At 61.1% G+C, this 13292-nt stretch carries 12 protein-coding genes; 6 read left to right on the forward strand and 6 right to left on the reverse strand.

Annotated features, from left to right (window positions below; all coding sequences use genetic code 11):
- Positions 1 to 19 precede the first annotated feature (19 nt).
- From brnQ to HMPREF3169_RS05805, 3 genes are all read right to left on the reverse strand, one after another.
- The gene (gene brnQ, locus HMPREF3169_RS05795) at positions 20 to 1369 is read right to left on the reverse strand and encodes a branched-chain amino acid transport system II carrier protein (protein WP_070455924.1); all 1350 of its coding nucleotides are present in this window, start codon (positions 1367 to 1369) and stop codon (positions 20 to 22) included.
- Between the two features lie 88 nt (positions 1370 to 1457).
- Positions 1458 to 2573 (reverse strand): MalY/PatB family protein, encoded by a 1116-nt coding sequence (locus HMPREF3169_RS05800; RefSeq protein ID WP_070455925.1) that lies wholly within the window; start codon positions 2571 to 2573, stop codon positions 1458 to 1460.
- A 42-nt stretch (positions 2574 to 2615) separates the two neighbouring features.
- The gene (locus HMPREF3169_RS05805) at positions 2616 to 4487 is read right to left on the reverse strand and encodes an ABC transporter ATP-binding protein (protein ID WP_070455926.1); all 1872 of its coding nucleotides are present in this window, start codon (positions 4485 to 4487) and stop codon (positions 2616 to 2618) included.
- Between the two features lie 148 nt (positions 4488 to 4635).
- Between HMPREF3169_RS05805 and HMPREF3169_RS05810 the strand changes: the two genes are divergently transcribed.
- Both HMPREF3169_RS05810 and idi read left to right on the forward strand, forming a co-directional pair.
- Entirely contained in the window at positions 4636 to 5178 is a 543-nt protein-coding gene (locus HMPREF3169_RS05810) for a hypothetical protein (RefSeq protein WP_070433031.1), read from the forward strand.
- A complete protein-coding gene (idi, locus tag HMPREF3169_RS05815; protein ID WP_070455927.1) occupies positions 5175 to 5717 on the forward strand; it encodes an isopentenyl-diphosphate Delta-isomerase in 543 nt (180 codons plus the stop codon). The genes HMPREF3169_RS05810 and idi overlap by 4 nt, the downstream gene beginning before the upstream one ends.
- Here the strand turns inward: idi and HMPREF3169_RS05820 are convergent.
- Entirely contained in the window at positions 5712 to 7001 is a 1290-nt protein-coding gene (locus tag HMPREF3169_RS05820; RefSeq protein WP_070455928.1) for a carboxylesterase family protein, read from the reverse strand. The genes idi and HMPREF3169_RS05820 overlap by 6 nt on opposite strands.
- Positions 7002 to 7034: 33 nt before the next feature.
- Here HMPREF3169_RS05820 and HMPREF3169_RS12935 point away from each other — a divergent pair, with 33 nt between their 5' ends.
- Positions 7035 to 7232 (forward strand): hypothetical protein, encoded by a 198-nt coding sequence (locus tag HMPREF3169_RS12935; RefSeq protein ID WP_070433034.1) that lies wholly within the window; start codon positions 7035 to 7037, stop codon positions 7230 to 7232.
- Between the two features lie 11 nt (positions 7233 to 7243).
- Positions 7244 to 7405 (forward strand): hypothetical protein, encoded by a 162-nt coding sequence (locus tag HMPREF3169_RS13105; RefSeq protein WP_162839579.1) that lies wholly within the window; start codon positions 7244 to 7246, stop codon positions 7403 to 7405.
- 9 nt (positions 7406 to 7414) lie between these two features.
- On the opposite strand, the gene malQ is transcribed toward HMPREF3169_RS13105, so the two are convergent.
- Complete coding sequence (malQ, locus tag HMPREF3169_RS05830) at positions 7415 to 9508, reverse strand: 4-alpha-glucanotransferase (protein ID WP_070433035.1); 2094 nt, start codon at positions 9506 to 9508, stop codon at positions 7415 to 7417.
- Positions 9509 to 9605: 97 nt separating this feature from the next.
- On the opposite strand from malQ, the gene HMPREF3169_RS05835 reads away from it, so the two are divergent.
- Positions 9606 to 11441, forward strand: coding sequence for an AMP-dependent synthetase/ligase (locus HMPREF3169_RS05835; RefSeq protein WP_061925796.1), 1836 nt, complete (start codon positions 9606 to 9608; stop codon positions 11439 to 11441).
- A gap of 163 nt (positions 11442 to 11604) precedes the next feature.
- On the forward strand, positions 11605 to 12291 hold the full coding sequence (locus tag HMPREF3169_RS05840) for a hypothetical protein (protein ID WP_061925799.1): 687 nt from the start codon (positions 11605 to 11607) through the stop codon (positions 12289 to 12291).
- Positions 12292 to 12376: 85 nt separating this feature from the next.
- On the opposite strand, the gene HMPREF3169_RS05845 is transcribed toward HMPREF3169_RS05840, so the two are convergent.
- On the reverse strand, positions 12377 to 13216 hold the full coding sequence (locus tag HMPREF3169_RS05845) for a hypothetical protein (protein ID WP_070455929.1): 840 nt from the start codon (positions 13214 to 13216) through the stop codon (positions 12377 to 12379).
- Between the last annotated feature and the right edge of the window lie 76 nt (positions 13217 to 13292).

Here is a 13292-nt window from a genome sequence, read left to right on the forward strand (position 1 = left end):
TTCCAACGCTACGCCCGGACTATTTATTTCGCTGTGCGAAGTCGATGCCCATGCCGATGAGGGCTGCAATCGCCGTCGGCGCGAACCAGCCCAGGCCCACGGCCTGGCCCGGTGAGATGTCCAACAGTTGCTGGATGCCTGCGAGCCAGCCCTGGCCCGCCAGGACGGACAGCGCAGACCAGATCACCGAGGTCCACAGTGCGAGCAAGAAGGCCCAACGGAAGCGCACGGCATTCTTGACCACTGGCTGCAGCAGCGTTAGTGCAATCAGGGTGATGGCCGGCGGGTACAGGAAGGTGATGAATGGAACTGCGATGGCCAGGACGGTCTCCAAGCCCTGGAAAGCAAAGGCGATGGACAGCAGGGTAAAGAGCACGGCCCAGAAATGGTAGGTGGTCTTTGGAACCAGCTGCACGAAGAACTCAGAGGTGGCGACGATAAGGCCGACCGCGGTGGTCATGCACGCCAGGATGACGATGGCTGAGAAGACTGCCTGGCCGATGTCGCCCATGGTGGAATTCGCGGCGTCGGCAAGCAGGGTGGCGCCGGATTCATAGCTCTGACCGTTCGGGATGGTCTGGCCGATCCAGCCCAGGCCGAGGTAGATGGCGGCCAGCAGGCCGCCAGCGATAACGGCTGCGGTGATGGTGCCGGAAACCACCGGCTTGCCTTCCTTGAAGCCCTTGGACTTCAGGGAGGTGACGATGACGATGGAAAAGGCCAAGCCAGCGATGGCGTCCATGGTGTTATAGCCTTCGAAAAGGCCGGTGACCATGGCGGAAGAAGTGTAGTCCTCCGAAGGGGTGGCCGGGACGCGTTCGGCGCCGAAGGAGGCCAGGGTGATCAGGACGAAGAGCAAGATGACCAGCGCAGGGGTCAGGAACTTGCCCAGGGTGTCGATGATGCTATTCGGCTTCCACGACAAGACGAGCGCCACGAGGAAGAAGATGATGTTGTAGGTGACGTTGGCGCCGAAGCCTTCCCAGCCGAACAGCGGGGTGATGGCGGTTTCCATGGAAACGGCACCGGTACGCGGCAGGGCGTAGAAAGCGCCGATGGCCAGGTAGGCCATGGCGGAGAATACGATGCCGAAGAACTTGCCGCCGTGGTTTCCGATGTCGCGCACGGATTGGCCGGAGATGGACACGGCGACGACCGCCAGGACCGGCAGTAATACGCCGGCTGCCAAAAAGCCCAGGATGGCTGGCCAGAAGTTGGTGCCGGAGGCTACGCCGACCATGGGTGGGAAGATAAGGTTGCCGGCGCCGAAGAACATCGAAAAGAGCATCAGCGAGGCCACCACGATGGTGGTGACGGAGCCGCCCTTTTTGCCGGTCGGAGTCGCAGGTGTTTGTGTTTGTGTTGTCATATCTTCCCTCTGGTTTCCCACTATTTGGGATAACTGTCTCATAACACGTTATACGGTGGAGGGAAGTCTGGCAAATTTCTAATTGCTATTAGAAAACCTTCTCCAAACGGTCTAGTGCTTCTTCCAAGATCTCGCGAGAAGTCGCGAAATTCAAACGAGCATGGTGGCTGCCGCCGGTGCCAAAGGTCTCGCCCTCGTTGAGGGCCACCTTGGCGTTCTCGCGCAGCCACTTCGCGGGCTGGGGGTTATCACCAATCGCGGTGTCCCGGAAATCGAGCCAAAGCAGGTAAGTTGCCTGCGGAACGGTGGTTTTCAGCCCCGGTATGTGCTTTGGCAGCTCCTCGACGAGCCAATCGCGGGTCTGCCGTAGATACTCAATCTCCTGGTTTAGGAACTCATAGTCGCGGTAGGCGGCCTCGGCTGCTAGCACGCCTAAAGTTCCGGTGCCGTCCTTGGCCACGCCGCTCAAGCTATTCCAGGTGGCAACGTCGCCAGCGTTAGAGAAAATGATCTGCGCGCACTTTAGCCCCGCAATATTCCACGCCTTGGACGTAGCGGTCACGGTGATGGTGCGCCGTGCGCCGGCCTCGCCCAAGGAAGCGACCGGAATGTGCTTGCCCTCGTAGACCAGAGGAGCGTGGATCTCGTCAGCGAGGATGCGCGCGTCATATTTCTCCGCCAGCGCCACCAACTTAGTGAGATAGTCTTCCTCAAAGACGGTGCCCAGTGGGTTGAAAGGATTGGCCAGCAAGATGGAGCCAGCACCCTGCTGGAAGGCGCGCTCGATGTCTGCAAGATCGAGGGTGGTCTCAATCTTTTCGCGGCCGGCGGCTTCTGGCAATTCCAAAAGCGGCGGGTAGGAAGGAACCGGAACCACCACTGGGGAATCGGGCCGCGTGAAGTAGTTCAGCGCCAAGAAAAGGCCCCGGACTACATCGCCGATCCAGAAAATCTGCCGCGGGTTGGGGCGCCAGCCGTAGCGCGTCCCATAAAAGTCAGCCACGGCGTCATTAAGCCCGGCCGACTTCGGCGAGGGGGTGTAGCCAAAGGCCTCGGCATCCACGGCGCGCTGGATTGCATCCTTGACCGCAGGAGAAGTTTCAAAATCGGACTCTGCAATCCACAGCGGCAGTACGTCATCGCCGTACACCGTCCACTTCCGGGTGCCGCGGGCTTGTAACTTTTCTAGTGATGGAAACTGCATAAGCCCCACACTAGCGCGGGGCAAAAGCAGGCAACAGGTTTATTATTCTTCCGTCTCAGCGGCGGTGTTTTCGACGAATCCGTAGCGCTTCAAACGCTCACGGTCTGCACGCGAGCTGGACTGGGTAAGGCGCAGCAGCTCGGCATAGATGCCGCCGGACTGGGACAACTGCGCCGGCGAACCAATCTCATCAATGCGGCCTTTATCCAGGGTGATGATGGTATCCACGTCGGCGATGGTGGACAGGCGGTGGGCGATGATCAGCGTGGTGCGATTCTTCATCAGCTCATCCAGGCCTGCTTGCACGGCGCGCTCGGCCTTGGTATCCAGCGCGGAGGTGGCCTCGTCCAGGACCAAGATCGGCGCGTCCTTGAGCATCGCCCGCGCCACGGCAACGCGCTGTTTCTGTCCGCCTGAAAGCTTTAGGCCGCGCTCGCCAATGACGGTGTCGTAGCCCTGCGGGAAAGCCTCGATGAAGTCGTGAGCATTGGCGCGCTTGGCGACGTCGATTATCTCCTGCTCGCTCGCACCGGGCTTGCCGTAGGCGATGTTTTCGCGGATGGTGCCCGAGAACAGATAGGACTCCTGGAAGACCACGCCGACAGAGGCGCGCAGGCGCGCGGCCTTGAGCTCGTCGACGTCGTGGCCCAGCACGCTAAGGCGGCCCGCGGTGGGGTGGTAGAGGCCGAGCAGCAGATTGACCAGCGTGGACTTGCCGCCGCCAGATTCGCCGACCAAAGCCACCTTGTGGCCTTTCTCGGCAGCAAAGGTGATTTCTTCGACCACGGGCTTGTCTTCTTCATAGGAAAAGGACACGTCCTGGAAAGCAAAGACCGGCTTGCCCGGCGTCGGCTCCAAAGGCTGAACCGGTTTGAGGTCAAGCACCGGGGCGTCGGAAGCCGTGGTGGCCTCGATGAGGCCCTTGTTCGCCGTCGGCTCGAAGTTTTCCTCCATGACCTTGAAATAGTCCTTGGAACCGGCGATGGCGCGCTGGGCCGTGTCCACAATCCAGCTCATCATGAACACCGGCTGCTTGGCCAGGTTGACCAGCTGCAAGATCATGACCATATCGCCGATGCTGAAATGGCCATGGAGGGTGCGCCAGAACACGATGGCGTAGATGCCCAGGAAGATGAGGGACATGGCCACGCCGCGCAGGGTATCCATGGAGTGCCACCAACGCGACTGCGGCTTGGTGGTATCGACGATGCGGCGGTAGAGCTTGCCAAAGCTATCTAGCTCGCGCACCTCCGCCACGAAGGACTTGGTCACCTTAACCTGGCCGATGACCTCAGCAAAGCGGCCATTGGCCTGGTCCACATCGGCATTCTTTTTCCCCTCGTATTTTTGCCAACGCGTCGAGGTCATGGCGGTAAGCCACATGTACAGCGGAAACAGCAGCGCGAGCAGGATGGCCAGCGGCCAGTAGTAAATGCCCATGATGACCAACACCGCGATGGCCTGAATCAGCATGGTGAAGAAGTTGTTGGAGAAGGACTGCACGAACTGCGTGATATTGGAGATCGAGCGATCCAGCCGGGCGATGATGGTGCCGGTGACCTGATTGTCGTAGTAGGCCTGCGGCACGGAAAGCAGCTTGGCAAAGTAGCGAGTGGACAGGATCTGACGCAGGCGCGCCACCATGACGTCGCCGATATAGCCGCCGACGTTTTTAATCAGGTTGCCCAGGGCGTCGGCAGCAAACAATGCGATGACGAGCCACATGACGGTGCGCAGGGCGCTTTCGGCCGGGGTGTCGCCCTGCAAGGACTCAACGATGGCGTCGGTTGCCTCGCGGACCAAGAAGGGCGAGATGAGCGAGAGCACCGCGGTCACCGTGGCGGTGGCAAGCACTCCCAAATAAAAAGGCCACAGCGCAGAAGCACTGCGAGTAATGCGCAAGATGGAATTCATAAAGCTAGCTAGCGCCTCTCAATTCTGAGGTAGGGGTGAGAAGGATTCGAGAAGGGACAGTATGCCACCTGTACGGCAATAAACACTGACTAGGTTAAGGTATTAAAGAAAAGTTTTGATCCGTCCCAAAAAGCAAAAGGAATTCGCGGTGAATAGGTCTCTGAAGTTGATTGCTGCTGTGGCAGCAATCGGTACCCTTGCCTCCGGTTGTGCCATCCTGCAGCCAGAGGAAACCGGATTGGGCGAAGACATCGTGGTTTCTAGCTCGGAAGAGCCGCCTTATGAGCCCAAAGATGTAGACAACAAGGAGATCTCCTCCGACTTGGGCGCCAAGGTCAAAGACGATGGTCTGAACGTCGAGTGGGATCTGCAGGGCGTATACAGCGACTCCGTGCAGGGATCCGTGGTGACCGTCCGCGTGCACAACCTGAATGACACCGCATTGCCGCCTGATGCCATCGAAGAGCCCGTCCTAGAGCGCGCTGACGGCAATGGCGGTTGGTCCAAGATTGAGCTTTTGCCTTATGACCCAGAGGCCAACGCCGACGTAGCCGCGCCGGGCCTGGACCTGCCTCTGGGCGCGGGTGCTTCGACGAACCTGCAGTACCGCTTCAACGTCACCCCGGGCAACCTCTGGAATGCCCGCTTTAGCATCGGCAACGTCACCTACGTGGGAGACCTCAACCTATGACAGAACTCGTAGTCCTCGCCGGCCCCGACGGACTACCTGCCGGAACAGCTGATAAAGCGGCCGTTCACACCACGGATACCCCGCTGCACTTCGCGTTTTCTGCGTGGGTTATAGCAGGCGGCAAGGTGCTTGTGACCCGCCGCGCGCTGGCAAAGCAGACCTGGCCTGGCGTATGGACCAATTCTTTTTGTGGCCATCCAGCGCCGGGGGAGGACAACGTCTCGGCGGTGCTGCGTCGGGCGCACTTCGAGCTGGGCATCCACGCGGAGGCGGACCAGGTGCGCGAGGTTCTACCAGACTTTTCTTATCGGGCCGTTGATTCCTCCGGCATCGTCGAGCATGAGATCTGCCCGGTCTTCGTCTTGGAGCTCCCGGAGGATGTGCAGCTGCACCCGAATCCTGATGAGGTGGATTCCATCGCGTGGGCAGCACCCGCCGCGCTTATCGACGCCGCGGTTGCCACTCCGTTTGCTTTTAGCCCCTGGATGGTTGAGGAAATTGCAGAGGCCCCGCTGCGCAAGGCCATTTCTGCGCTATAGCAGCCCGCCGGGGCGGGTGTCCTCGCTGAAAGCGGCGGCCACGTAGTCGAGGCTGGCGTAAGCAACTCGCTGCTTGCCGCTATCCATCTCGTATTCCCAGATGGCGTGGTCGGGGCGATACTCCGGAAAACCGGTCTCGCCGGTGCAGGTAAATTTTTGCAGCCAGCGGTTGAGCCTTTTCGTGGAGTCGTTGTTGTGCACGCCGAAGAGATAGCGCAGCTCGGCGCAGTGGAGTGCCGGGCCATCGGCGCGGGTGAATTCGATCATCCAGGTAGGGCCAGGGGCGTCGGCGCCTGCTTGTGCCACCCAGCGGCGAATATTGCCATCGCCAATCATGCGGCCCAGCGGGCGGGTTTCGTCCAAATAGTTGGCCACCTGCATCCAGGTATCTACCGAGTTGCGTGGGAAGCCGAACTTGGGCGCGAGATAGCGCGCGATAAGCCTGCGGAACGGGCTGGCGTCGGCCTTCTGTGCGGAGGCTACGTCGTAGAACTCATCGCGGGTAGAGCCGAGCACCAGCGGGATGTCGGCGAGCTCGCGGGCGTCGAAAGGCGCGGGGCCCAATGCCATGCCGTACTTGTACTTCTTTGCAAACTTGCGGTAGCCCGCCTCGAGCTTTTCTTGTGGCAGGCTCTCTAGCGAGCCGCGGGTAATCGCGGTGCCCATGGCTTGGCGCAGCGTGGCCTTGCGTTCCTCGAAGGGCTGCAACGGGAAGGCCGGGGAAAGCGCGACAACGCGGCGGAAAGCGCCACGGTAGTGGTCGCGGCGCATCAGCCACAACGCGGTGGTGGCGCCGGCTGATTGGCCGATGAGCGTGACGTTAGTGGGGTCGCCGCCGAAGGACTCGATGTTGCGCTGGATCCATTCGAGCGCCAGCTGGCAATCATCGATGCCGCGGAAGCGGAAGGCCTCGTCGTCGCGGAAGCTCGCAAAGCCTGGCAGCCCCACTCGGTAGCCCACCTGCACCTGCACGATTCCGGCCTGCGCGTTGGCGGTGCCTTCGGCGCGTGGATCCTCGTGGGTGCCATGCTCGTAGCGCCCGCCGTGGATGTAGACCAACACTGGGGCATCCGTGGTCTCGGCAGGCGCGGTGATAGTCAGCGCAACCGCCTCCGGACGCGGAACACGTGCGTCCTGGTTGCGCGGTGTCTGAAGCGGCCGCGCATCGGCGAAGTCGCTGGGGATCTCCGAATAGTCCACGGAGTGGAAGTAATTGACCGTATCAGTGGTGTATCCGGTGATCGTGCCTGCCGGGCAAGTGACGTGAACTGGCGTGTTAGTCATACGGGCTAGAGTACTCGGCTAAAATCCCGCTTTATGGAATGGTGGACAAATTTGACCGGTGCTCTATCGCAGGCGATGGTGCAGGCGCCGGTGTGGCTGCAAATGCCGGTGCTCATCGCGGTGGCGGTGCCGCTGCTTGCGCTCGCAGCCTGGGCATTGATGTTCGCCATCGACTTCACGGCCCGCCACCTGAAGGGGCCGAAGAAGACTTCCACTTCCGCCACCCGCTAAGCTTGGAAACCATGTCAACGCCCGAAGATCCGCGCGAAGGCCTCTGGGATCCCGAACGCAATCAAACTCCCGCACCCCGCAAGCGCGCCCTGCCAAAGTCACGCGTCAGCCTGACGCTGTGGACGATGATCGCGCTCGTCGTTGTGGTGGCAATCATCGGCCTGTTTATTTAATCGTCTTATTTAATCGCCGCGGCGGGCGCTAGCGCGTGCCATTTTCTGGAAGAACTCGTTGCTTTCCAAGTCCTCAATGAGCACGGGCGTGCCCGTTGAATCACACAACGGCACGCACCAGTTGGGGTAGAGATCCTTCGTGGTGCCGGGCTGGTTCTGCGCGCGAACGTCGCCCACCATGTCCACCAGGCTCGTACTTGTTAGCGCCGAAGGCGTGCCGGCGATGTAGCGGTGCAAAGCCAAGACAACCTCTTCCTCTGGCTCGCGCCGCGGCAGCAGCCCGGTGCGCTCCACCTCATTCAGAAGCCGTGCCTGCCACTTGCGGTCATCTGCTACTTCCTCGGCCACGGAGCGGGTGAGCACGCCCAGCCGTGCACGCAGCGCGATATGCTCGCCGCGCAGATAAGCCAGGGTCGGCGGAAGATCATGCGTGCCCACGGAGGCAAGCGCCAAGCGGCGATATGCGTGCTGCGGCAAGGGCGACTCGTTATCCTCGGCGCGCTCGAACCACACGATGGAAGTTCCCAGCACCCCGGTCTCTGCCAGCACATGCTGAATCCACGGCTCGAGAGTGCCCAAGTCCTCGCCCACGAGCACCGCTCCTGCCCGCTGGGCCTCCAGTGCGAGAATGCCGAGCATGGCCTCGTAGTCGTAATAGACATAGGTGCCGTTCTGCGGCGACGTCATGCGCGGAATCCAAAACAGGCGGAACAACCCCAAGATGTGGTCCACCCGCACGCCGCCCGAGTGACGCAGGATGGTCTGCAACATCTCTCGCCACGGCCTATAGCCCGACTCCGCCAGGCGCACCGGGTGCCACGGCGGCTGGGACCAGTCCTGGCCCTGCTGGTTGTAATCATCAGGCGGGGCACCCACGGAACTCTGCGGCGCGAGGTACTCGGCGAGGTTCACCGCGTCCGCGCCACCCGGGTGCACGCCCACGGCTAGGTCGGTGACCAACCCGATGCGCATGCCCGCCTCCTTGGCGCGACGCTGCGCGGCAGCCAACTGCTCGTCGCACAAGAACTGCAGCCAGGCATAAAAACGCGCGAGTTCGCCGGCCTCTTCCTCCACCGCGTGACGCTGGCCCGTGCGCAGCGAAAGCTCTTGCTCGGCACACCAGCGCGCGAAGTCCTGTAGGCCTTTTCCTTCTGCCTGCTGGAATTCCAAGAACTTATTTTGGCGCTCAGCAGAAAATTCCTGGTTATAGAGCTCTCTTAATACCTGGAGCTTGGCTTCGTAGATGCAATCGCGCTCAATTTCAGCGGCACTGCGGTTGCGCTCGCGGAACTCGGCAGCGAGCTCGTGGACGTCGTCAAGCAGCTCCGGGGAAAGCTGCTGCAGCTCCGGAATGGACTCGATGTTGAGGTAGAGCGGATTGATAAAACGCCGCGTGGTGGGAAGATACGGCGAATCCTCTACAGGCGGCACCGGCTCGGCGGCATGCAGGGGATTAATCAGCAGAAAATCGGCGAAAGGCGCCACGGTCTGTGCCAGGCGCCCCAAATCCTGGAAGTCGCCGATGCCCCAGGAATTTTCCGAGCGCACCGAATACAGCTGCGCCATCACGCCTGCGGCAGGGCGCTCTAAGTACGGGTCAGCAGTGTTAAGGCGTGCCGGGGTGATGATCAGCGGGCATGAATGCGCGCCTATGCCCGGCGAGGACATTTGGATTTCGTGAAAGCCCAGCGGCAGATCACCCGGAATGTGGAAGGTGGCCTCGCCCCAGTGGGTACCGGCGACGTCGGCAGGCGGGGCGTTGTTTTCGTCCTGATAGACCTGGCGGAGCTGCCCATCTTCGAGCTCTACCTGGATATCCACCGGCTGGCCCGCATGCACGTGCACTAGGAATTGCTTCTCGACGCCCTCTTTGGCCACCACGCACGGCGGCAACGGGCGCGATGCCCGCTCTAAGTAATCCTCGTAGAGCAGGTGCGTCAGGCGCTCCTCGCTCGCGCGGTCTTCCACCGCCACGCCCAATGCGCGCAGGGTATAGGCGATTGTTTCATCCGTTACATAAATCGGGTAGCCGGATTGGGAGGAGTACTTAGCGGCAACGCCATGGCGCTGGGCGAGTTCTTCGAGCAGTTCACGCGTAGTCACAGGCCACATTCTGCCACGGTTTTAGGCCACACGCCGGGGGATCGGTTGATAGAGTGGGCTGGAGTTATATAGATGTGCGAAAGGATATCCAGTGACTATGCAAGAAGCGCACACTCCTGCAAAGTTTGAAATCGAAGACGGTGAAACCTGTCTAACCCGCATGATGGCCACGGCGAAGGCGCGCCCACACGGCGTGATGTTTACCCGCCCGGCCAGCTATGAGTGGGTTAACGTCACTGCCAAGCAGTTCGTCGAAGAGGTCTATGCAGTTGCAAAGGGCCTTATTGCCGCTGGCGTGGAGCAGGGAGATCGCGTGGTCTTGCTGTCAAACACCCGCTACGAGTGGTCGCTTCTGGATTTCGCAATCTGGGCTGCCGGCGCAGCTTCGGTGCCCATCTACCCATCCTCCTCGCTGTCCCAGGTGCAGTGGATCGTGGAGGACTCCGGCGCGGTGCTGGCGATTACTGAATCGCGCGAGCACTCTGAGCTGGTGGCGCACCTGAAGCTGCAGGAGGACGGCAAGCCGGCGCTGAAGAATTCGCCTTCGCAGCTGCGCCGCATCCTGGAGATCAACTCCTCGGCCATCGATACCTTGATGTTTGAGGGCCGCGAGCTTTCCGACGACGTCGTTGACGCCCGCATCGCTGCCACCAAGACCGATGACCTCGCGTCTTTGGTCTATACCTCCGGTACCACCGGCCGCCCGAAGGGCTGCATCCTGACCCACCGTAACTGGCTGGCGGAGACTCTCGGCCTGCTGACTAACCCGATTGGCGGCATCGCGGTGCCGGGCAACCACGTGTTGACCTTCCTGCCGCTGGCCCACGTGCTGGCGCGTGCAGTATCCCTGGCCGTTGCCATGAGCGGTGCTTCGCAGAATCACTGGTCTGACTTCAGCACCATCACCATCGAGTTCCAGCGATCCCGCCCGAACCTGATTCTGGGCGTGCCGCGCGTATTCGAAAAGGTGCGCAACGGTGCGGCTGCCAAGGCCAAGGAGGGCGGCCCAATTAAGGCGGGCATCTTCCGCGAGGCCGAGAAAGTGGCCATTGAGTATTCCCGCGCGCTGGATACCCCGGAGGGGCCGGACCGCTTCCTGCGTGCAAAACGCCAGCTCTTTGACCGTTTGGTCTACTCGACCATCCGCAATGCCATGGGCGGCGAGGTGCGATACTGCATCACCGGTGGCTCCGCGATGAGCCATGACCTTCTGCACTGGTTCCGCGGCATCGGCGTGACCGTCTACGAAGGCTACGGCCTTACCGAGGTTGCGGCAGCTGCAGCCGTGAACTTTGAGGATCTGAAGATCGGCACCGTTGGCCCGCCACTGGAGGGCACCACCATCCGTGTCAACGAAGACGGCGAAATCTTGATCAAGGGCGACATCGTCTTCAAGGGCTACTGGAACAACCCGGAGGCCACCGCGGATGCGCTGGAAGATGGCTGGTACAACACCGGCGACTTGGGCGAAATCATGGATTCCGGCCACGTTGTCATCACCGGCCGCAAGAAGGACCTCATCGTTACCGCAGGCGGCAAGAACGTCTCTCCAGGGCCGATGGAGGACATGTTGCGTGCACACCCGCTTATTTCCCAGGCGATGGTCGTGGGTGACGGCAAGCCATTCATCGGTGTGCTGCTGACCCTGGATGAGGACCAGCTCAAGCGATGGAAGGCTGACCATAATATCCCGGCCAACCGTTCCATGCGCGAGGTGTCTACCGACGCCACGCTGCGTGCGGAAATCCAGGACGCTATCAACCAGGTCAACACCACTGTCTCCCATGCGGAGGCTATTAAGAAGTTCTACATTCTGGAATCTGACCTGACTGAGGAAGACAACGAGCTGACCCCAACGATGAAGGTCAAGCGCTATGTTGTGGCACAGCGCTACGCTAACGCGATTGACCACATCTACTCGAAGAAGCAGTAGGCATCTAGGGCCGGCGGGTGCTTCGCCGGCTCCCCGCAATTTTCAAGTCTGTGAGTTTGTTCGGAGTGTCGCGCAGATCGTTCACAGGATCTGGAATAAAGTCAGCACTCGTTACAGAGAAGTCTCAACCTCAACTAGAGGTTAGTTTGCGGAAAGGACCGGCATGCACAAAATCGCCGCCGAGCTACGTCACCGCGAGCTGACCCAGGAGATTTACAACATCGGCGACGAAGTTGTCGAGTATATCGAGCACCTCATCGAGGCGATTGAGGATTGGGACGATGAACTCGCACTGGACTGCCTGGCGGAACTCGGCGACATCGTCGAGGACGCCCGCATTGATTCCGGGCGCTGCGTAGGCGAACTGATTGGCCTGCGCCACGCGCTGGTCTCAGGGGTGCGCTCGGGCACTATCTCCGCCGCCGCATCTGGCAACAACGATATCGCCGAGCCAGAGCAGCTCACCGCGCGCAGCCTGGATGCCGCCTTTGCGATTGATTCCCCGACCATCGTGGTCTCCGAGCTCGCTGCCACGCTGCGCGGCCGCACTGGGGCGGTGGCGGATTACCTGCGCGAGCTGGTGGATTATGTGCTCGGCCAAACCGACGCCGTGGCCCGCAACTTGGACATGATTTCCCTGCCGCACCTGTACAAGCGTGCCGGTCAATCCGCGCTCATTGCGGTGCAGGCTTGGCGCCATACCGTCGTCGAAGCCCACCCGGCCTACGTGCGCACGATGCGTGGTCACAACCCGCCGCCGTTCTTAGAAGAGCGTGCCCGCGTTAACGCTGTGGTTGCCCGCGTCCGTGCCAAGCGCGAAGCCGCGCGACAGGCCGCGACTACCGCTTAAAAGCCAATAAATAGACTTCCTTGTTGCCAACACACAAGGAGACACCAACACCGCCGATTCCCTCGTTCGGCGGTGTTTGTCTTTTCTAGCTCGCCTTAACCGCGTGCGCCTGCGCCAGCATGTGCAGGGTCCTCCGGCAGGTATCCGGATCTATGGCTAATTGCTCGGGCGTAAATTGAACTACTCGGTATCCCAAGGAGCGCAGGTATGCCGTGCGGCTCGAGCGCCGAGATAGGACCGCTTGCGGGCCAATCTCGACGATGATGGCCTCTTCGATGAGCAATGCCTCGATGCCAGGGGCCACGCGTTGCCGCGGCTTGGCGTCTAAGCCCAGCTCCACAGCCAGTGCGCGCACGAGTGACTCGAAAGGCGAGCGCGATAGGGAGCTGGCGCAGGCAATTGCCTTGCGGGCTGCTGCGGCATTATGTACGCGCCCTAAGTCATCGACCTCGGCTTGCAGCCGGGCAGGGCTAATACCCATGTTTAACGCCGAGTCTGCGGCGATGAGGCCGTGGCGGAAGCCGTGGTAACGCGCGACGTCGGCAACCGCGCGGGCAATGCTAACCACGCGCGCACCGTCGATGGTTTCTACGTCCCCGACCATGGTCTTGCGGTAGCGGCGTCCCGGCGCATGGCGGTTGTGGCGGGGCAGGCTGCCGCAGGGAAGCGCTAGCTCGACCGGGTCTTCGGGGCAGGGGAGCAGCCAAAGGTCATGCAGGAGTGCGGCGGACTTGCTAATCAGTACCGCGGTATAAGAGCTGCGGGCTATGGCTATGCATTCGAGGCGCTGGCGTTCGACGGCGGATAGCGCTAAGTATTCCTCGCGGTCTACGGCCATGCGCGGTGCTAGCTGTAAAAGTGTGCCGGATTTAAGGTCGTTGGACGTGGCGGGTTTGGCTGGGTGGATGGTCTCAAGAGTGGTCATGGCACTAGTTTCGCCCGCCGCGGGTGTGTAGCTCTAGAGACAATTTTGAAAGCTGTGGATAACTTGTTGGCGGCGT

The organism is Corynebacterium sp. HMSC08C04 (assembly GCF_001807495.1).
Lineage (GTDB): Bacteria > Actinomycetota > Actinomycetes > Mycobacteriales > Mycobacteriaceae > Corynebacterium > Corynebacterium simulans.